13 protein-coding genes, 1 pseudogene and 1 CRISPR repeat array are annotated in these 18,819 nt (G+C 60.3%); of the genes and pseudogenes, 3 read left to right on the top strand and 11 right to left on the bottom strand.

What is annotated here, in order from left to right; all coding sequences use genetic code 11:
* The first annotated feature begins 209 nt into the window (after positions 1-209).
* The 3 genes from istA to OU993_RS26470 are packed head-to-tail and all read left to right on the top strand — an operon-like array spanning position 210 to position 2,669.
* Positions 210-1,709 (top strand): IS21 family transposase, encoded by a 1,500-nt coding sequence (istA, locus tag OU993_RS26480; RefSeq protein WP_268154920.1) that lies wholly within the window; start codon positions 210-212, stop codon positions 1,707-1,709.
* Complete coding sequence (gene istB / locus OU993_RS26475) at positions 1,702-2,475, top strand: IS21-like element helper ATPase IstB (RefSeq protein ID WP_268154921.1); 774 nt, start codon at positions 1,702-1,704, stop codon at positions 2,473-2,475. Before istA ends, istB begins: the two co-directional genes overlap by 8 nt.
* Positions 2,472-2,669: a hypothetical protein gene (locus OU993_RS26470; RefSeq protein ID WP_268155107.1), complete on the top strand. Its 198-nt coding sequence runs from the start codon at positions 2,472-2,474 to the stop codon at positions 2,667-2,669. The genes istB and OU993_RS26470 overlap by 4 nt, the downstream gene beginning before the upstream one ends.
* A 157-nt stretch (positions 2,670-2,826) precedes the next feature.
* Here the strand turns inward: OU993_RS26470 and OU993_RS26465 are convergent, their stop codons facing one another.
* From OU993_RS26465 to cas3, 11 genes and pseudogenes are all read right to left on the bottom strand, one after another.
* Positions 2,827-3,462 (bottom strand): transglutaminase-like cysteine peptidase, encoded by a 636-nt coding sequence (locus OU993_RS26465; protein ID WP_268162005.1) that lies wholly within the window; start codon positions 3,460-3,462, stop codon positions 2,827-2,829.
* 139 nt (positions 3,463-3,601) lie between these two features.
* Positions 3,602-4,447, bottom strand: coding sequence for a LysR family transcriptional regulator (locus tag OU993_RS26460; RefSeq protein WP_268162548.1), 846 nt, complete (start codon positions 4,445-4,447; stop codon positions 3,602-3,604).
* Positions 4,448-4,480: 33 nt separating this feature from the next.
* Positions 4,481-4,749 (bottom strand): annotated as a pseudogene (locus tag OU993_RS26455) (integrase core domain-containing protein); the annotation flags it as partial.
* Between the two features lie 359 nt (positions 4,750-5,108).
* A CRISPR array of direct repeats spans positions 5,109-9,469; the repeat unit is 29 nt; unit sequence GGGTCTATCTCCGCGGGTGCGGAGGAACC.
* A gap of 52 nt (positions 9,470-9,521) precedes the next feature.
* The gene (gene cas2e / locus OU993_RS26450) at positions 9,522-9,833 is read right to left on the bottom strand and encodes a type I-E CRISPR-associated endoribonuclease Cas2e (RefSeq protein WP_268162003.1); all 312 of its coding nucleotides are present in this window, start codon (positions 9,831-9,833) and stop codon (positions 9,522-9,524) included.
* Entirely contained in the window at positions 9,833-10,729 is an 897-nt protein-coding gene (gene cas1e / locus OU993_RS26445) for a type I-E CRISPR-associated endonuclease Cas1e (RefSeq protein WP_268162000.1), read from the bottom strand. The genes cas2e and cas1e overlap by 1 nt, the downstream gene beginning before the upstream one ends.
* Before the next feature lies 1 nt (position 10,730).
* Positions 10,731-11,546 carry a type I-E CRISPR-associated protein Cas6/Cse3/CasE gene (locus tag OU993_RS26440; RefSeq protein WP_268161997.1) on the bottom strand — a complete coding sequence of 272 codons (816 nt, stop codon included), beginning with the start codon at positions 11,544-11,546 and terminating at the stop codon, positions 10,731-10,733.
* On the bottom strand, positions 11,543-12,307 hold the full coding sequence (cas5e, locus tag OU993_RS26435) for a type I-E CRISPR-associated protein Cas5/CasD (RefSeq protein ID WP_268161994.1): 765 nt from the start codon (positions 12,305-12,307) through the stop codon (positions 11,543-11,545). The genes OU993_RS26440 and cas5e overlap by 4 nt, the downstream gene beginning before the upstream one ends.
* Positions 12,294-13,427: a type I-E CRISPR-associated protein Cas7/Cse4/CasC gene (gene cas7e / locus OU993_RS26430; protein ID WP_268161991.1), complete on the bottom strand. Its 1,134-nt coding sequence runs from the start codon at positions 13,425-13,427 to the stop codon at positions 12,294-12,296. The genes cas5e and cas7e overlap by 14 nt, the downstream gene beginning before the upstream one ends.
* Positions 13,424-13,954: a hypothetical protein gene (locus OU993_RS26425; protein WP_268161989.1), complete on the bottom strand. Its 531-nt coding sequence runs from the start codon at positions 13,952-13,954 to the stop codon at positions 13,424-13,426. The genes cas7e and OU993_RS26425 overlap by 4 nt, the downstream gene beginning before the upstream one ends.
* Positions 13,947-15,539, bottom strand: coding sequence for a hypothetical protein (locus tag OU993_RS26420; protein WP_268161987.1), 1,593 nt, complete (start codon positions 15,537-15,539; stop codon positions 13,947-13,949). Before OU993_RS26420 ends, OU993_RS26425 begins: the two co-directional genes overlap by 8 nt.
* 2 nt (positions 15,540-15,541) lie before the next feature.
* Positions 15,542-18,103, bottom strand: coding sequence for a CRISPR-associated helicase Cas3' (gene cas3 / locus OU993_RS26415; protein ID WP_268161985.1), 2,562 nt, complete (start codon positions 18,101-18,103; stop codon positions 15,542-15,544).
* Between the last annotated feature and the right edge of the window lie 716 nt (positions 18,104-18,819).

Raw genomic sequence — 18,819 nt, 5'->3', positions numbered from 1 at the left:
CTCTCCACCCGTCGTTCCAGAGGGTTCACGACTGAAGGCGTCCACAAACGGCGGCATCGTTGCACCGGGCGATGGCACCGCTGGCGTGGTGTCATCGATCGAGCCGTGGTGCCGGCGCTGCGGCAGCTCTGTGCCGCTGTTCTTTCGCCGCGGCTTCGTGCGTCGCCGGGGGACACACGTGCGTCCATTCGACCATGGAGATCGAACCGATGACCATATCTGCCGAGAAGGAAGCGATGATCCTGCGCCTGTACCACGTTGAGAAGTGGCGCTGCGGCACGATCGCCAAGCAATTGCATTGCCATCACACCACCGTCTTCAGGGTCCTGAAGGACGCGGGCTTGCCTCGACACAGGCCGGTGATCCGCCCCGCCGAGATCGACCTGTACCTGCCGTTTATCCAGCAGACGCTGACCAAATATCCTGACCTGACGTCCAGCCGCCTTTACGGGATGGTGCAGGAGCGCGGCTATAAGGGATCGCCCGACCACTTCCGGCACATGGTGGCGCTGCACCGACCACGGAAGGCGGCGGAAGCTTATCTACGACTACGCACCCTGCCGGGTGAGCAGGGCCAGGTCGACTGGGGTCATTTTGGCCACATCGAGATCGGCAGGGCCCGCCGCCCGCTGATGGCCTTCGTCATGGTGCTATCCTACTCGCGCGACATCTATCTGCGCTTCTTCCTTGATGCCCGCATGGAAAACTTCCTGCGCGGCCATGTCGGCGCATTCAACGACTGGAACAGCCTTCCCAGAGTGCTGCTCTACGACAATCTGAAGTCCGCCGTCCTTGAACGGCAGGGCGATGCCATCCGCTTCCATCCGACATTGTTGGCCTTCGCGGCTCATTATCGCTTCGAACCCCGTCCTGTCGCGGTAGCACGGGGCAACGAGAAAGGCCGTGTCGAGCGCGCCATTCGCCACATCCGGGAAGCCTTCTTCATCGCCCGCACCTTCAAGGACCTCGACGATCTCAATGCCCAGGCCGAACACTGGTGCCGGACCCAGGCTGCCGACAGGCCATGCCCGGAGGACCGGGCAATGACGGTGCGTGAGGCGTTCTCAAAAGAACAGCCCATGCTTCTGCCCTTGCCGGCCAATCCCTATCCCGTCGAGGAGCAGGTGGCCGTGAAGGTTGGCAAGACACCCTACGTGCGCTTCGATCTGAACGATTACTCGGTCCCTCATACGCATGTCCAACGAACACTCACCGTTCGCGCCGATCTCGTCCAGGTCAGGATATTCGACGCCGCCACGATGATCGCCAGCCACCGTCGCAGCTTCGATAGGGGCCAGCAGATCGAGGATCCTCAGCACCTGAAGGCACTCGTCGCCGTCAAGCGCGAGGCACGCCAGCATCGCGGCCTCAATAGCCTGACGCGGGCCGTGCCGGCTTGTCAGAAGCTGATGATGCATGCCGCAGAACGTGGCGCCAATATCGGCGCAATCACCAACGCCATGCTGACGTTGCTCGACCTCTACGGCGCCCAGGAACTCCAGGCGGCCGTCGAAGACGCTTTGCGCGCCGGCGCCTCGCATTCCAAGGCGGTTCGATCAGTGCTCGAACGCCGCCGGATTGCGCGGGGCGCTCCGCCCCCGGTCGAAACCAGGCTGCCCGAGCATGTCCGCAAGAAGGACACGACTGTCATTCCCCACAAGCTCGACCGTTACGATCAACTCACATTGAAAGGAAACGACGATGAATAAGATCGACACCCTGTTCAATCGCGCCAGACAATTGCGCCTTTATGGCCTGACGGCCCATTGGGACGAGATCGCCACACAGGACTGGGTGCCGACCGTGATCCGGTGGGAAGAAGACGAGCGCTCCGACCGCTCGCTGCTGCGACGCATGCGCACCGCCAGGCTCGGCCACTTCAAGCAAATGGCCGACTATGACTGGAAGTGGCCGCGCCGCATCGACCGCGCCACCGTCGAGGAACTGATGACGCTGGCATTCATGAAGGATGCCACCAACATCGTCTTCATCGGTCCGAACGGCGTCGGCAAATCGACGCTCGCCCTCAACATCGCCTACCAGGCACTCATCCGGGGCCATTCGGTCCTGTTCCGCACCGCCAGCGAAATGCTCGGCGAACTCGCCGCCATCGACAGCGATTCCCTGCTGCGCCGCAAGCTTCAGTACTATGCTTCCCATGACGTCCTGCTGATCGACGAGATCGGCTACCTATCCTATTCCAACCGCCATGCCGATCTGCTCTTCGAGCTCATCAGCCGCCGATACGAGAAACGCTCGACCATCGTCACCACCAATAAACCCTTTGCGCAATGGTCGGAGGTCTTTCCGAACGCCGCGTGCGTCGTCAGCCTGGTCGATCGTCTCGTCCACCACTGCGAAGTCGTCGCGATCGAAGGAGATTCCTATCGCTTCAAGGAAGCCAACGAGCGCTCCATAGCCCAGCGTCAGCAACGCGCCAGTCACCAATCCGGCGAAACAGAGCCCGCATCATGACCGAAAAGACGCACCACTCTTCAGGTCTCAAGCGTGGCCTGCCAATCCTCATCAGTGCCGAATGGACCCCCGAGCAGGCATGGGCCGTCTTCGAACTCCTCGATGATCTGCGCGACGCCATCTGGAACCATTACGCCCCTGACATCCAGCACATGGTCCAAAACCAACAAGCTTCCGACGATAATCAAGATTAGCAACACTGAAGGCGGCTTCTTCAGCCGCTTTCAAAGTTCTCAATCCTCGGCACCATTTATCCGCGCTTTTGGACAGCCGCCAACACCATTCACCGTCCTGACGCGATCATCTGGCCGGAAGACCGCATGATGATGTCGAACGGTCCAATTCCATGAGCTACATGATCAGGGGAGCGAGCACCGGCTTTGCCACGGCCAGCCAGACTCGTGGATCCTCCGAGGACTGGATCTTCAGCCACTGCAGTCCCGCTTCCCGCCAATCCCGAATGTCATCGGTGCGGTTGTCCAGAACCCAGTCGCCATCCGTCGTGCTCACCACCAGGACGGCGTGACCTTCGCCGGTTAGCGTGCGGGTGACGGCGAGGCGAAGAGCCGGTGCCGGCCATCCGGCGGCGATCAAGGCAGCCCGTTTGGTAATGGCGTAATCCTCGCAGTCACCGCTTTGCGGCCATAGGCTCCAGACATCCGGGCCGGTATCGTTGGCCGGGATAATGGCGGCATTGATGCGGGCGTTGAGAGCCTTCAGGTCATCCATCTTCGCACTGTCCACCGTCGCAAGCGGGGGGGCGTCAACGACCGCGCATTCTTGCGGCGATTTAAGGCAGAACCTGACATGCGCAAAGGGCGCCAGCGTTGCTTGCGAGGTTGCGATGCGGCTCGTCGACAGATCGGGATCTGCGTTCCGGGCAAGTCCTGCAGGTCCTGCTGCCGCCACCTGAACTGCAGTCAAACCGAGGGCGATCACGCTCGAGACAAACAGAGATCCAAGATTTTTACCGACCTTCACCATCATCGTCCCATTCCGAAGTGGACATGAGACCGTGGTACGCTCTGACCTTTGTGAGGGCGCTTAAGTCAGTCTGTGCAATTTTAACGATGAACCATTGAGAGGGTGTCTGGGTGCGGATGATCGACGCTATGGTTATCGGAATCTATGCGGTAGAGAGCCAGTTTTCCTCGCTGGCGTTTTGGCTGGCGGCCTGATGCAACTGGAGGCGAAGCCATTGGATGCCCGGATCCGTCGTTTTGTCGGAAAGCGTGGCGATCTGCAGCCGCGGCCCGGATGATTGGAAGGGCAGCGGCAGGACCTGTAGGTCGTAATGCCGCGCCGCATTCCTGGCAAAAGGGGCCGGCAGAACGGCAATCAGGTCCGTCGTGGTGATCAGAGACGGGATCATGATGCAGTTCGAGACTTCGCAGATGATGCGTCGTGTGACACCCTGCGACAGGAGGATCGCCTCCGCATGCGCCCGCATGCGTGAATCCTGTCTGAGCACGACGTGCCCGAGTTCGGAAAACTGCTGCTTGCTGATCTCGCCCTGCAGGATCGGATGACCACGGCGGGCGACGATCACGCCCTGCGGAATGTGCAGAGGAATGAAATCGACACCGGGGACCTCCTTCATGAAGCTGTCGAGTGCCACGTCTGCCTCGCCCGCCAGCAGCGCGTCGATCGGCGGCATGACCTCATGACCGATCACGTACAGCTTGACGCCACTGGCGCGCCGGGTGATCTGGTTGAGAAGATCCGGGATGAGCCCGACCACCGTGAAGTCGTTCATCGCCAGGCGGAAGGTGCGCACCGCGTTGGCGAGATCGAAATCCCGGTTCATCGAAAGAGTGTCTCGCAAAATCGACAGCGCCTGGCGGATCGGAAAGATCAGACTTTCGGCGAAGGGGGTCGGCGCAACGCCTTTTTCCGCACGCTGAAACAAAGGATCATCGAACTGACCTCTCAACCGGCCGAGTGCATTGCTGACGGTCGGCTGGTTGGTAATCCTCCCCGTTTTAACGGGGTTCAGCGGTAGAATTCACGCGGCCATTTTCAGTTTCTGAGCGGGTGTAATGCCGCCAATGCCCACGTTGGGCCGCTCGTGGTTATACGTCCAAAGCCATCCGTGGCGATCTCCTGCACCTCCGTTATGCTGTCAAAAATATACAGATCGAGCCATTCATGCCGAACAGTTCGGTTGTAGCGCTCGACATAGGCGTTCTGCTGAGGCTTGCCGGGCTGAATGTAGTTCAATGCGATCCCTTGCTTCTCTGCTCATTCGACCAGCTTCGAACTGACATATTCGGGTTACATATCGGAAGTGAGAGTGTTCATATCAGGATGGGTGAGATGACGGACAATAATGATCAAAAAAGGTCTATTTAATAAATTTTTTACTATAAATTCAACGCCTTGTTACTTTTCGAAAATCCCGAGGACGGGGTAAGCGGGGCTAATCCTGTGGATTTTAGCTGCCAATTTCAATTGAAGCGCTGAGCCAAAAATCCGACATGCGATTTGACCTAACGCCTCCGTAATGCGGTGAGGGATGGATTCTTAGCAGGAAAGCGTTGTTCTTTTCACACCTTAAAGACGAAGCTATTTAAATACGAAACCTAAGAAGCGCGAAGGAGCCGTCAAGGCTGGGCCGGGGGGAACATCGCTCCGGGTCTATCTCCGCGGGTGCGGACGAACCTACACTAGCTCGCTTCCCCTTTAGGGTGCCGAGGGTCTATCTCCGCGGGTGCGGAGGAACCAGCCAATCGGCCTCTCGGCTCCCCGCCGACAAGGGTCTATCTCCGCGGGTGCGGAGGAACCTTGAAGTCATTCCGGCCAAGGTCCCAAAACGTGGGTCTATCTCCGCGGGTGCTGAGGAACCCCGGTACTGGTCGAACAGTACCGGGTCCTTCCGGGTCTATCTCCGCGGGTGCGGAGGAACCAACACGCGGCCCATCCGCACAAACTCGACCATGGGTCTATCTCCGCGGGTGCGGAGGAACCCCAGGACGAATGATCCATTCCGGGATGGCAAAGGGTCTATCTCCGCGGGTGCGGAGGAACCCGCATGGTGCGCGCCCGGCTTTTCTATGAGGAGGGTCTATCTCCGCGGGTGCGGAGGAACCACCTCGAAGTGACGCTGTCGGTCGAAGCTGATGGGTCTATCTCCGCGGGTGCGGAGGAACCCCATTCCACCGCCGCCATGATCTCCTGTGTGCGGGGTCTATTTCCGCGGGTGCGGAGGAACCCCGATCGCTTTCGCATCGTCGCGAAACTGATTGGGTCTATCTCCGCGGGTGCGGAGGAACCGCGGGAAAGCCGCCCTTTCATGCGCTTTTTGCGGGTCTATCTCCGCGGGTGCGGAGGAACCCATTGGATTTCTACAGCACAACGACGCCATACGGGTCTATCTCCGCGGGTGCGGAGGAACCATTGAGCGTCTGGCCGGCAAAGGCGGCAGCCAGGGTCTATCTCCGCGGGTGCGGAGGAACCCGGCCGCACATTTCGCGCGTCTGGTTTGCTGAGGGTCTATCTCCGCGGGTGCGGAGGAACCGGTGTCGGCACACCGATCGTCCGGCCGTCGCTGGGTCTATCTCCGCGGGTGCGGAGGAACCCGGTCCATGATTTTCAGCGGATTGCCGATCCGGGGTCTATCTCCGCGGGTGCGGAGGAACCATCGGCCGGATCCTCGGCGCCTTTGACGACAAGGGTCTATCTCCGCGGGTGCGGAGGAACCGAATTGCGTGTCACCGACGCCGGGAAGATATGGGGTCTATCTCCGCGGGTGCGGAGGAACCTGGCGTGGAAAACCGCGGCTGGCCGGGCGACAGGGTCTATCTCCGCGGGTGCGGAGGAACCGCCATACGGATGCAATCGCCTCCGCCTGATCGGGGTCTATCTCCGCGGGTGCGGAGGAACCGGGCAAAGACCGGAGATGTGGTGCTGGCGCAGGGGTCTATCTCCGCGGGTGCGGAGGAACCTGGAAAAGATCTCTGATGACGAGATTATCAAGGGGTCTATCTCCGCGGGTGCGGAGGAACCTCCGGCTTCTACTGGTCGGAATGCCTTGGCCGGGGTCTATCTCCGCGGGTGCGGAGGAACCCCCCATTCCTTTGCGGGATCATTGCGGATGTCGGGTCTATCTCCGCGGGTGCGGAGGAACCCGCTGACAAAGCACAACCGGACGAACAGGCTGGGGTCTATCTCCGCGGGTGCGGAGGAACCGTTTCCGTGCCGTCTCCGCGCTTATCTTGCCAGGGTCTATCTCCGCGGGTGCGGAGGAACCGAATTGTGTTATTTCAATAACTTAGGTGTGCCGGGTCTATCTCCGCGGGTGCGGAGGAACCCGACATCGGCGGCCAGAACTTCACCGTCGAGGGGGTCTATCTCCGCGGGTGCGGAGGAACCGCCATTGCCAAACGGGAAGGCTGCGACGTGGTGGGTCTATCTCCGCGGGTGCGGAGGAACCGCTCTGATAAAACGCGTATCCCCGGCTTCATGGGGTCTATCTCCGCGGGTGCGGAGGAACCCGGCAAGATCCGTCACGCGCACAATCCAGTAGGGGTCTATCTCCGCGGGTGCGGAGGAACCGGCGTTGGCGGGATTGGTTTGGACGATTTCAGGGGGTCTATCTCCGCGGGTGCGGAGGAACCGCGCCGCCTGCCGAAGCCGATTAATACCATAAAGGTCTATCTCCGCGGGTGCGGAGGAACCCCGCTACTTGGCTCTCCCACGCGGCTTCTGGGGGTCTATCTCCGCGGGTGCGGAGGAACCCCAAGGGCCTCTGCCGCCGTTGTTTGGTTGCCGGGTCTATCTCCGCGGGTGCGGAGGAACCGGTGTGGGTGTTGACCCGGGACAGGCGGTGACGGGTCTATCTCCGCGGGTGCGGAGGAACCCCTGGTGGTGACGGTTGTCTCCGAGGTGAAGGGGGTCTATCTCCGCGGGTGCGGAGGAACCACAACATAATTGCCGCCGCCTATGTATTTGTAGGGTCTATCTCCGCGGGTGCGGAGGAACCTTCAGCAGATCGTCCCAGACGCTCGAAACAAGGGGTCTATCTCCGCGGGTGCGGAGGAACCGGCGGGCTGTCATGGGGCTGCGTCCTTGCTCGGGGTCTATCTCCGCGGGTGCGGAGGAACCGCAAAAATGGAAGCACCTTCATGCCGCGCCAGGGGTCTATCTCCGCGGGTGCGGAGGAACCTGTGACGGTGCAGGGCAATCTGCAGGCGACCGGGGTCTATCTCCGCGGGTGCGGAGGAACCACCTTGGCAAGGCCCGCAAAGATATCCAGCGGGGGTCTATCTCCGCGGGTGCGGAGGAACCCTTTACCCGCATTCACCGGATCGAGCCGCATGGGGTCTATCTCCGCGGGTGCGGAGGAACCTTGCAGAGCTTGCGCATGCCGTCAACGAACTGGGGTCTATCTCCGCGGGTGCGGAGGAACCATCTCGCGGATGTCCTCGCGGATCTCCTTGAGGGGTCTATCTCCGCGGGTGCGGAGGAACCTTCGCTTTCCGCTTCCTTGGCCTTCTGTGAGCGGGTCTATCTCCGCGGGTGCGGAGGAACCCGCAGCGTCTCGCGACTGTTGCCGGCAATCAGGGGTCTATCTCCGCGGGTGCGGAGGAACCAAGCAGCCGGTGCACACCACCATGGGCGTCGTGGGTCTATCTCCGCGGGTGCGGAGGAACCGTTTCGAACGTCTCGCCGCGGATCTCGCGACCGGGTCTATCTCCGCGGGTGCGGAGGAACCCATCCGACCATGCAAGACACGTCCTGCGCTTCGGGTCTATCTCCGCGGGTGCGGAGGAACCGGGAACTGCACCTCGCCTGGGGATTCAAAGCAGGGTCTATCTCCGCGGGTGCGGAGGAACCCTATGCCTGAAATGGTGCGGGTGGTCATCTCGGGGTCTATCTCCGCGGGTGCGGAGGAACCCAGCATCGGGGATGCGGTGATCGTGTAAGCCTGGGTCTATCTCCGCGGGTGCGGAGGAACCCAAGCATTTCCGCGTTGTCACCATCCTGGCGCGGGTCTATCTCCGCGGGTGCGGAGGAACCCTTGACCGTGGCAACGAACGTGTCGGTATGGCGGGTCTATCTCCGCGGGTGCGGAGGAACCATGGTCAGGAAGTACCAGTCGCTGTCATAGGCGGGTCTATCTCCGCGGGTGCGGAGGAACCCGAACATAAGCCCGAAACGAGCGACATTCTTTGGGTCTATCTCCGCGGGTGCGGAGGAACCCCATTCCGTTTGCTGAAGTCCGCACCAGCCAGGGGTCTATCTCCGCGGGTGCGGAGGAACCGGTGTGGGTGTTGACCCGGGACAGGCGGTGACGGGTCTATCTCCGCGGGTGCGGAGGAACCGTGGTGGCGGCGGAGGATCTTTCGGGCGCGGCGGGTCTATCTCCGCGGGTGCGGAGGAACCTTTGGGCAAACCAGGCAGGCCACCTTTTTGGCGGGTCTATCTCCGCGGGTGCGGAGGAACCAGCCAAGCCGAACTTGAGGCAGTGCTGTGACGGGGTCTATCTCCGCGGGTGCGGAGGAACCGGCGCTACGGCCTTTGCCTGGTCATGCGTCAGGGGTCTATCTCCGCGGGTGCGGAGGAACCCGGTAAACATCGGATCGGCGGCGCTGACTGCTGGGTCTATCTCCGCGGGTGCGGAGGAACCTTATTGCGCATGTCGACCACGGCGCGGAAAGCGGGTCTATCTCCGCGGGTGCGGAGGAACCGCGCGGAAAAGGCGCAACAGTCGCTCGATTGGGGGTCTATCTCCGCGGGTGCGGAGGAACCTCACTGTGACGCGCAAACCATCAAACTCACGCGGGTCTATCTCCGCGGGTGCGGAGGAACCCCGTCAACGGCAAAGTCGAAAAGGAATGGGTGGGGTCTATCTCCGCGGGTGCGGAGGAACCCATTCGAAGAGATACCCCATCACCTTCATGAAGGGTCTATCTCCGCGGGTGCGGAGGAACCGGAGGCTGGAACCTCGACCACCGGCGTCTGAAGGGTCTATCTCCGCGGGTGCGGAGGAACCTCTTGCAGTTAAGTGCCTGAAGAATTTAACAATGTCAAAGAACAGTTCGCGATTACGGGCTTGCGTTGGCAATCGTTCTTCGAACGAGCAACATCGCATCATGCGCCACGATCTGCTTGGGCGGCTCGCCAAGGGTGGACAAACCAAGGCCGCCATGAGCGGCGCTGTCGGCCCAGGTCATGACGATACTACCCTGCCGCAACTGGCCATGCCAATCCACCATGACATCCCAGATGCGGTTCCTAACGCCGGCGCTCATGCGGGGGTGTGCATAGACACCGGAAGAGAGTTCGAGCATGATTGAGCCGAGGAAGCCACGGTAGCGGGCTTCCACATCGCGGGTCATGATCACCACCATCGGCATCAGTCTTCGTCCTCGCTCGGCGGTTCGGCCTTGTCCGCCTCAGGCCCCACAAGTAGTTTGATGCGGTCAATCATTGTGGGAATGACATCTCGCTGGCGAAAAAGCTTTGCCGCGCGTTGTCGAGTCAGGCGTTCCACCGGTTCTCCTGATTTCAGCGCCTCCTTCGCCGCTCCAAACGCGATGTCCAGCGTCACATCATGTCGGTAGAGATCGGCGATATCGAGCACGAAGGATTGGCCGGAATCCTCATGCACGAAACCCAGTTGCGGAATGGCACCGACGCTGGCCACCGCAACCGCTGCGGCGGCCCGCATGGCACTTGCGGCATGGTTGATGGCCTGATTGGGCACATCACCGGCATTGGGGTTGTTGCGATCGTAGTTGCGCCCTTTCCAAGGCACGCCGTGACGCTCCGCTGCCAGCTGATAGCTGCGTTTGATCCGCGCACCTTCCTGCCCGCGCAGCACGTCGATATCGCGCGTGCGCACGATTTCATCGAAGCGGATGGCATACATGGCGCGCGCCACCTCCATGCGTTTCGCGGGGTCTGCCCATCGGCGTACCTGCTCGCGGGCCAGCGCAGAGGTATCCGGCATCAGGGGAGAGGCGGTGTAGAAGCGCACCGCACCCTCGCCAATCGCCGCCAGCGCGGAGCCGTGGCGTGCCAACAGGCGAAGTGCATCATGCGTGACGCTGGAACCTGGACCCAGCAGGATGATCGAAATCGCCTGATGCGGTATCTGATAGTCGCCGGCGGCAAGCTCTCCGCCTCCCGCCGTCACGAAGCGGAGGCAACCGTCTTCCACCTCAAGCCGTCCGCGGTCCAGCCAAACGAGGCCGTGCCTGTCAGAATGGGGGATACGGGCTTTTTCGAGACCCAGACGACCGATTAGCATGTCAGGAACCTCCGGGGCGCAGCAGCAGCATCCCAAAGCCAAAGGCGGTGTGACGCCCGACACCCGAGGTGAGAAGCTTTTGAAACGCGTCCCCATCCGTCACCGTCAGTTCGCCATGGAAGGTTGCGTCTGGCCCTTCTGAGATTGCTTCCTTCCCATTTTCGGCGCTGCGCTGAACCCGATTGCGTGCAAAGCGCGTCATTCTCGTTGCTTGCCGGTCAAGCACTGCGGCACCTTCAAAGCGCTCGGCCAGCCAATCGAGATAAATGCTTTCCCGAGAGAATTCGCCCGTCTCCGCATCTTCCGGCAGACCTTCGGGAAATTGCCGCAGCCGGGAAATCAGGAAGGCATCCACTTCACTGCCTTTTTTCATCGGCCCGCGCAGATCCTCACCCTTCAGCCCTCTGCGGTTTTCTTCGCGGCTCCAGCCCTCCAGCGGCTTCAAAAGCCGCCGAACCGGCCGTACCCGCAGATCGAAGGCCAAGCGTCTGCCTTCACGCCAGGTCTCAGGCATTTCCCGCAGCGCCAGATGCGCGGTTCCCAAAGCGTTCAACAGTTCCGGTGCGGCGAGTTCCAGATTTTCCCGCAACACCTCTTCCGGCGTTCCCGTATAGGCATAGAGCGTTGCCCCATGCCCACCGCCAGTCCCCTTGGGCGCAGGCATCAGCCGGAAGGGTTGCAACAGGCCCTTGCCGAAGGTTTCGCTGAGCAGGTGGTGCAAGGCACGGCCTTCGTCCGCTCCAAAGCCGCGAAACGCGGCCAACCGGCGAAACTCACGCAGGTTTATTGGCAGGCTTGCCAGGTGTAGCGCGCTCATGGTGCCACCTCTTCCAGCCTCACAAAACCCTCGATGATCCTGCGATGACCACCGTGCAGGCCGCTTTTCCAGTTTCTCAAGTCCGGCAGATCGTAGATGTGTACTACGGCTTCGCCCTCTTCAGGGCCTTCTCCCGGCGGCCAGAAGGCGCGCAGCCTGTCCTTCCGGCTCTGTCTGTCGGCAGCGGGTAGGCGTGTCAGTGCGGCATAGGCTGTCGGGGCATCAACGAACCAATCGTCGCGCCGGGCAGCGAGCATCGGCCGGGAAGGAAGGCAGGGCTTACGGCCGATAAAGAGTGGTCGCGCCGGGCGATAAAGCGCCTCGGCCAGCCTTTCCAGATCGGGTTCGCCATTGGCAGGTTCGAGCCTGATGGCAATCACCATACGTGCATCCATATGGTAATCCCGCTTGCGGCGAAGAGGGGCTTTATATGTGGCGTCACTTCCATCCCGCTCCTCAACGATGCCCCACGTGGTCCAGCCTTTGTCGTTTTTTTTCAGCTGGGCGTTCTGCATGTCGGTTAAGGTGCCGGCGGGAAGCTCCCGATCAATGCGGGCGGCAAAGACTAGCCGATCCTGCAGCCCCTGATGCTTTTCCGCCTCTGTGCGTTTCCACCCCAGCGCATTGGCAAACAGCCCGGTCAGCATGGAGGCTGCCGGGAAGTCACGCGTAGCGCCGATCTGGTCGATCACGACACCGCCAAAGGCGAGCAGCGGCGCTTCAAGATCGAGGATCAGCCACCGCTTCTCAGTTATCGGCATCGACCGCATCCTTCACCTGTTCGGCTGCCCAGGCTGCCAGATCCGAAAGCGGCATTTTGTCGATGTCGTGCAACTTCCCCTCGACGCTCAGATGACGGCGCGCTTCGCCGGTGGCATAGGCTTGATCGAAGGCGGCCAGTTGCCGCGCCAATGCATCGCGTCCCTCGGCAAAGCTGTGCCCCACGGCCTTGCGATAGGCCGTCGACAGTGAACGCGGCTGACGATCTCCCGCCTCCACCAGCATCAGTTCCGCGCGGCCATAAGGTGCCGTAGAACCGAGCTTGGCACCCGGCGAGACTTCCGCAATCAGATAGAGGAGATTGTGAACAACGCGGGCGGCCAGTTCGCGATCCCCGCCGCAATTCTTAATCAGCCCTGGCAGATCAATCACCACATAGCCGTAATAGAGGCCGGAGGTGAGTTCGGTTTCTTGGATGGTATCAGCGCCGCTATCGTCATCATCCCGCTTCAGATCATCCACAGCGGTGAAATAGTCGTCCTCGCTTTCCGCCGGGTGAATAGTGAAGGCATGCGCCACATGCACCGGCGCATCAATGTTAGCGGCGGGATCAGATGTCACCATGCGGCCGAAGAGAGCGGCCGTCAGACCGCCCGGCAGGCTTGCGCCCTCTGTCATGGTTTTGAAGTTCTTGTCCTTTGCCCATTCCGCGACGGCCTTTTCGGCAGCCTTGGCATCTGTGGCCGATGCGGCAATGTCTTCGGCGCGTGCGGCGAGCCAAGTGATTTCCGGCTCACCGAGCAGCAGCGTCTGGCGGCTCTTTTTTCCTTTTGCACCATTGTCGCCATAGACGAGTTTCTGGAAGGCTGGCTCCAGCGCATTAACTACCTCATCGGCAAAACGGCCACGCAGCGGCTTGATGACCTTTTCCGTTACCAGTTCGCGGGAGCGGAAGGAATCCACATAGCCGGCAAGCTGTTTCAGCGCGTGCGGGTCGTTCTCTGCCTTGCGCCAATGGCGTTTCAGGCTTTGGGAGGAAATGCGGGTGCGCGTGGTGCCACCATATACGAGACGCTTGGCCTGACCGGTATCGTCACGGTTCAGCAGGGCTGCCGTATAGGTATGAAGAGTATGAATTTGCAGAAAGCGGGGCTTGGTCATTTGTCGTCTCCCTTGGCCTCAGCGGCGGCAATGCGGTCAGATGCCGTGTAATAATGTCTTGCGAGCTGGCGCAGCGGCCAGACGTCGTCCACGAAGAGAAGCTGGGCGATATCGACACAGTTCACGCCGCTTTCCATTTTGCGCGTGATGAAGCGTGCAATGCCTTCCAGCGTCTCTGCGCGCCGGGCAAAGGGCAGGGCCATGAAGCTTGCCAGCCGCTTTTCGGAGAAACCAGCTTCGGCCAGAACCTCGCCAAGCGGTTCGCCCAGCCTGTGAAAGGGAGCGCGTGATCCAACGTCGCCACGCGGTGCCAGCAGTGCGAGGATCTTCACCAGCTGCATGCCGGATGTATCGCTGCGAATGCTGGTGCCGTGCACGAGACGCCAGAATTCCAGTTCGCCGGGGCCATCCGTATCCATGCGGCGTAACCGGGCCAACTCGCCGGGATCGAGTTTCATCATCTTGCCGACGACAGCGGCGATATTGGACTTCAGATCGTCATCTTGTGTTTGGACGGCGTCATGCATCTTCCGTCACCTCTCTCGCGTTGTGAGCCGTGAACAATTCGGGGTAGTTTTCCCGTAGGTCTTGTGATCGAAGCGCCCGCCGTGCCCGCACTTCGGCTCTCAGCCGATAGAGGGAATGGCAGGGCATATCCGGCAGGAACTGCTCGAAAATTGCCTGCGTGCGCTCCCAAAGGCGGGAGGCAAAGGCAAGCGCTTCCGCCTTTCTGGCAGCCTCGTCCAGTTCCTCAACCTCGAAGCGCTGCCAGAGATGTTCGAAGAAAATCGTATCGGCAAAGCGATCCAGCGCGGCTCTGGCTGATGTTGTGAGTTGATAGCTGTCTCGGTTGATGCGCTCTTTCTCGCCAGAGGCCGCCGCAAGCACCAGCGAATAGGCCAAGGCCTTGCCGAAGCGGTCGATCGCCTTTGTCTGCTCTTGTGCCAACAGTCGCAAAACTTCCTGCGATCGGGCAGCGCCCCACCCGCGTATAATTTGCTGGCTTTCAAGGGGAACAATGCGGGAGCGAAAGCCGCCAGTCTTCGAATTGCCGCGCGCCAAGGCCTGGGCAACAATGGCAAGCGGCGTATCCGGCCCCTCAAAGGAGGCGCGAGCAGCAAGAAGCGGAAGCACCCATTCCCCGGAAAAGAGCAGTTTGGTCAGTGTTCGATAATCGAGCTCGCCTTCGTCTCCAATCGTCAGGCTCTTGTTTTCCGCCTTGTGGATGGGCGCCCAAGGATCTTCCAAACTGCCTTTGGCCGATTTGGCCGCAATGCGGGTTTCACGCGATGTGCTTTTGACCGCCGTCATAACCCCGTCGCGGTTCAAAACTCGTACCCTTCGGCACACTTCGATGAACCATATGTCTAGATCCTTCAATTGAAGCTGATCACCCTCTGCCCAGGACTCCAGCCAAGTCAGGCCAATCCCGTTATCCGAATATGGGATTAGGGTGGCTTCAAGAACGCGCTCACGCGTTTCCAGGAGAACCCGCACATCCCGGCGAAACCATGCACCGGGCCGGACGACCATTGCCTTGGCCGTCGCCAAAGGTGCCAAGGTCAGCATAGCGCGGGACGAGGAGCCGCCATTCATTCGGACAATCCCCTGATTGCCAGCACCACCGTAACCTTCGCCGGTCTGAAGCGAGACAAGTGCAAACAGCCAGTCCTCTGCCGATCCTTCGCGCGCAATCATCTGCTTCAAATCATGATTGCGCGATGTGATCAGAAGATCCAGCCCATCAGCGGTCGCGACATCGTTGCCAAGCTTCACACCTTCAGGCACGGGTGGCTGCAGAAAGGCGGGCTTCAACCAGTCATCGACACTCAGGCACCAAGGCTCGTCGTTCGGGTAAGCCGGTGTCAGGCCCCGCAGCAGCGCTAACCATTCGTCCTCACGGTCCGGGATATCCTCCTGTTCGGCCTTGTGCAGCGCAAGCGCTGCCAGTTGCACCAGAAACATATGCCAGGCTGGCCCTTGATGGGGCCGAAGGGATGTAAAGCTCTCGAGTTCGTCACGCGCCAGTGCTGCCAGAACGTCGGGAAGCGTGAGGTTGGCAGAAGGTGAGACGGTGATAAGCGGCTCCTGAAGAAGATTCGTTGTGACCAAATTTAATCCTCCCGCATCAGACCAGTCCGCCCGTAGCGGAAGGCCGCGTCATTGATCCTGAATGTGATTGACCCGCTGTCCGTGACGGCCTCGACCGGCTCTTCGGAAAACACACCCTGCCAGTGCGAGGGCAGGTTGATGCCGGTGATCTGCTGCCCGAACGGGCTGGTGACGGGCGTGGCAAATTCCACGCGCGCGCCTTCTGCGCCCAGCCGGGTGCGAATCCTTTCCTCCACATCCGCAAAGGGCGGCAGGCTCATGAAATCGCATTCGACTGGCAACCGCAGATGCTTGGCTGATTGAGCATCGGCGACATCCTTGCCGTAAACGCCGTTCCAATAGGTCTGCCACAGCGGCCCCAGTTCCCCATTTAGCGCTTCAATGCGTTCCGGGTGGGTCGCGCTTTCCACGAGAAAGCGGTTCATCTCCGGAATTTTCCAGGTGGGATGATCGAGCACCAATCTGCGCGTCAATTCACAGGAATGCAGGTTGCGATAAACCCCGCCGCCATCACGGAACTGTCCGAGACCGTTTGCGAAGGCGGGCTTTGCCAGTCGTTCCAGCCCATCCTGTGGCGACAGCACCAGACATTGCGGCACTTCGAAACCTGCCGGACGGGCCAGCCTGTGACGGTGCAGCCGGCCAATGCGCTGAAGAAGCACATCCACCGGGCAGAGATCAGTGATCAGCAGATCGGCATCAATATCCAGAGACTGTTCGAGCGTCTGCGAACCGACGATGATCGCTCCCTCTCTGTCGCGGACACTTTCGTCAGGGCTCAGCAGGTGTTCCACATGCGCGTCGAGAAGCGTCCTATCTTCCGCGGCAAAGCGTGAATGGTGCAGCGCCGGCCCACCCACCACCTGCATGAGGAGGGCCTCAGCACCCATGCTGCGCGCGGCTTCGAACGTCTCCTGCGCCGCGCGCACCGTGTTTCTGATAACCAGAACTTTGGCACCCCAACGGGCTGCTTCTATGGCGCGGCTTGCGGCGATTTCCGCCGACCATTCGTCCACCAGCGTCATCGCAACCTCTTTGCCGGGCTGCTCTGCCTGCCTGGCATCGCGCACGCCATCGCGGCGGCCCCAAACTGCGGGATAGGGGGCGGCAATCGCATCCTGCAACGTTGGTAGTATCCGACTTCTGCGATCGGTTCCCAGCCATGCCACTCGGGCCTCGGCGCCAAGTGTGGCCGACATCAGCATGGCATGACCGCCACGCTCCAGATGCATCTTCAACAGATGGGTCTGGATATTGCTCATATAGCGATCGGACGAATGGATTTCGTCGATGACAAGCAACGAACGGGAAAGGGCGGCTGCGCGCAGGTGGGCATGTTTCACCTGAAGTGCCGCCAGCATGGCTTGATCCACGGTGCCAACGGCAACAGTTGCCGCCAGATAGCGTCGCCCGCTTTCAGCCGCCCATCGAGCAATGCGCCGGGCTTCATCGGGGTCGTCGTCCCACAAGACCTCAAAGGCTGGTAGCCTTTTGCCGGAAATTTTGCCCGAACGAAGATAGCCTGGCACGGCCTGCACGGCTTCGGGCGCATTGTCACCCATCAGCCGCTTCAAAACATCATTCACCCGCTGATGGATCTGGCGCGCAGCGGCGCGCGTCGGCAGCGCGAAATAGAGGCTATCCACTTTCCCCGCTTCAAAGAGTTGTGCAAACCGCCAGAGCGCTGCTTCCGTCTTGCCGGATCCCGTTTCCGCTTCGAGAATAACGAGCGGATCATCCAGCGACCACTCACCGGTTACCTGTTGTGCCCGACGCGCAGGTTTTCCGCCGGAAAGCACGCCGAAACTTGCCTTGCCTTGAATTGCATCTCGCCAGTGCCGGACATCCAGCCCGATACCGCTCACCGCACGGACCGCCTGTTGTTTGGCACGCTCCATGTAACCGGGATCGCATTCGGCCACGAATGGAAAGAGGGATTGAGTAGACCCCAGCCAATCCGCCAGCGACACCAGCCCGCAAAACAGATGCTGGAAGTCCGGACGAACTGGAAGCGCGGCGCCCCCTTCCGAAAAGGCAAGCGGGAACCATGTGCGCATCAAGCCGCCCAGTTGATGCGCCGCGGCAAGGGGTGCGTAGGCAGGCCGCAATACCTGCTCCCACCCCTTTTTGGCTTTCGGCTCTACGGAAAACGGCCGTCCATGATGCGCGATTGCCGCCCAGAGAAGACCCTGACTAACGTTCCATGCTCGTAACTCAGCGAAGTGTAGCGCTTCGGCCAAGGCACTATCTTGGATCCTGTCAAAGATCGCCGCGCCTTCCTGGACGTGACCGTGGAGGGTGAGCGGTGGCCATGAGATCCCGTCGATATCTCCCTTGGCCTGGAAGCCAGGATGAAGTTTGCCGCAATCATGCAGAAAGGTCAGTGCTGAAAGGCGGGAGATATCGGTATTCGTGAGGACGCGTCCCGCCGATTGCTCCATTCGGCTACGCACGACTGAAAGATTTGTCAAAGCCTCAAAACATGCGGCTACATCCGCACAATGGTGCGCGAGATGGTGCGTCAAACCAAACGACGACTTTCCCCAAGGAAGCAGGCGCTCCACAGGGACTCTCCCTTGTCATTACACAATGCAACCAGAAGAGTGGTTTTTCGGGTTTTGCGCAACTATTATGTTTGATGCCTCACAGAAAATTGGGCGTAAGTATTTCTTCGCAGGGAGAAAAATCGTGAAATATTGAACGCCAGCGTTTCAATGTCACAACGGAAGACGGTAATCCCGATGTTGTATAATATACGCATGATCTATGCGCTTGATGATCAGGTATTACATGGGCGCGCCACAAAAAGATGCTAATGCACTGCGAAGAAATTTTCTTCACCGCCTCGTCGATGAACGTTCCAGGCGTCTGTCACTTGAATATACTTAGTATATAAAGATCACTGATTTAGTGGTGCGCCTTCAGCGTCGATGATGCATTTTCATTCAGGCTTTTAGAACGTTCCGGTTGTGAGATATACAGGGCCAAACGTCCTTACTAACGCAACGTCGTCTGTTTTCCGCTTTGCGGATTCGATAAGCGGAATCAGATGGTTCGGTGATTGCGATGACTCTAATAATTACGGGTCGGTGGAGCGAATCCGCTCAAGGCGAGGGACCTCCAGGTTCGAGCCATTGAAGTGCAGGAGTTGGCGCATCAGCCGTTCCACGGCAAGCGCGTTCGACTAACGGGCCGGCGAGCATTTTACTGGCAACGCCAGAGACTGGGGTGGGGTAGATTGGAGTTCGGGCACGAGATCTGGGCCGTGGCTGCGAGGTAG

The sequence above is a fragment of the Rhizobium sp. SL86 genome, assembly GCF_026672545.1.
Classification (GTDB): domain Bacteria; phylum Pseudomonadota; class Alphaproteobacteria; order Rhizobiales; family Rhizobiaceae; genus Neorhizobium.
This window is presented reverse-complemented; position numbering and strand designations above follow the sequence as displayed.

Bases quoted from the DNA above. Each gene is read 5' to 3' on its own strand.
- OU993_RS26470 (WP_268155107.1), top strand. From the start codon at position 2,472: ATGACCGAAAAGACGCACCACTCTTCAGGTCTCAAGCGTGGCCTGCCA.
- OU993_RS26440 (WP_268161997.1), bottom strand. From the start codon at position 11,546: ATGAGCGCGCTACACCTGGCAAGCCTGCCAATAAACCTGCGTGAGTTT.
- cas5e (WP_268161994.1), bottom strand. From the start codon at position 12,307: ATGCCGATAACTGAGAAGCGGTGGCTGATCCTCGATCTTGAAGCGCCG.
- cas7e (WP_268161991.1), bottom strand. From the start codon at position 13,427: ATGACCAAGCCCCGCTTTCTGCAAATTCATACTCTTCATACCTATACG.
- cas1e (WP_268162000.1), bottom strand. From the start codon at position 10,729: ATGCTAATCGGTCGTCTGGGTCTCGAAAAAGCCCGTATCCCCCATTCT.
- istA (WP_268154920.1), top strand. From the start codon at position 210: ATGACCATATCTGCCGAGAAGGAAGCGATGATCCTGCGCCTGTACCAC.
- OU993_RS26465 (WP_268162005.1), bottom strand. From the start codon at position 3,462: ATGATGGTGAAGGTCGGTAAAAATCTTGGATCTCTGTTTGTCTCGAGC.
- istB (WP_268154921.1), top strand. From the start codon at position 1,702: ATGAATAAGATCGACACCCTGTTCAATCGCGCCAGACAATTGCGCCTT.
- OU993_RS26425 (WP_268161989.1), bottom strand. From the start codon at position 13,954: ATGCATGACGCCGTCCAAACACAAGATGACGATCTGAAGTCCAATATC.
- cas2e (WP_268162003.1), bottom strand. From the start codon at position 9,833: ATGCCGATGGTGGTGATCATGACCCGCGATGTGGAAGCCCGCTACCGT.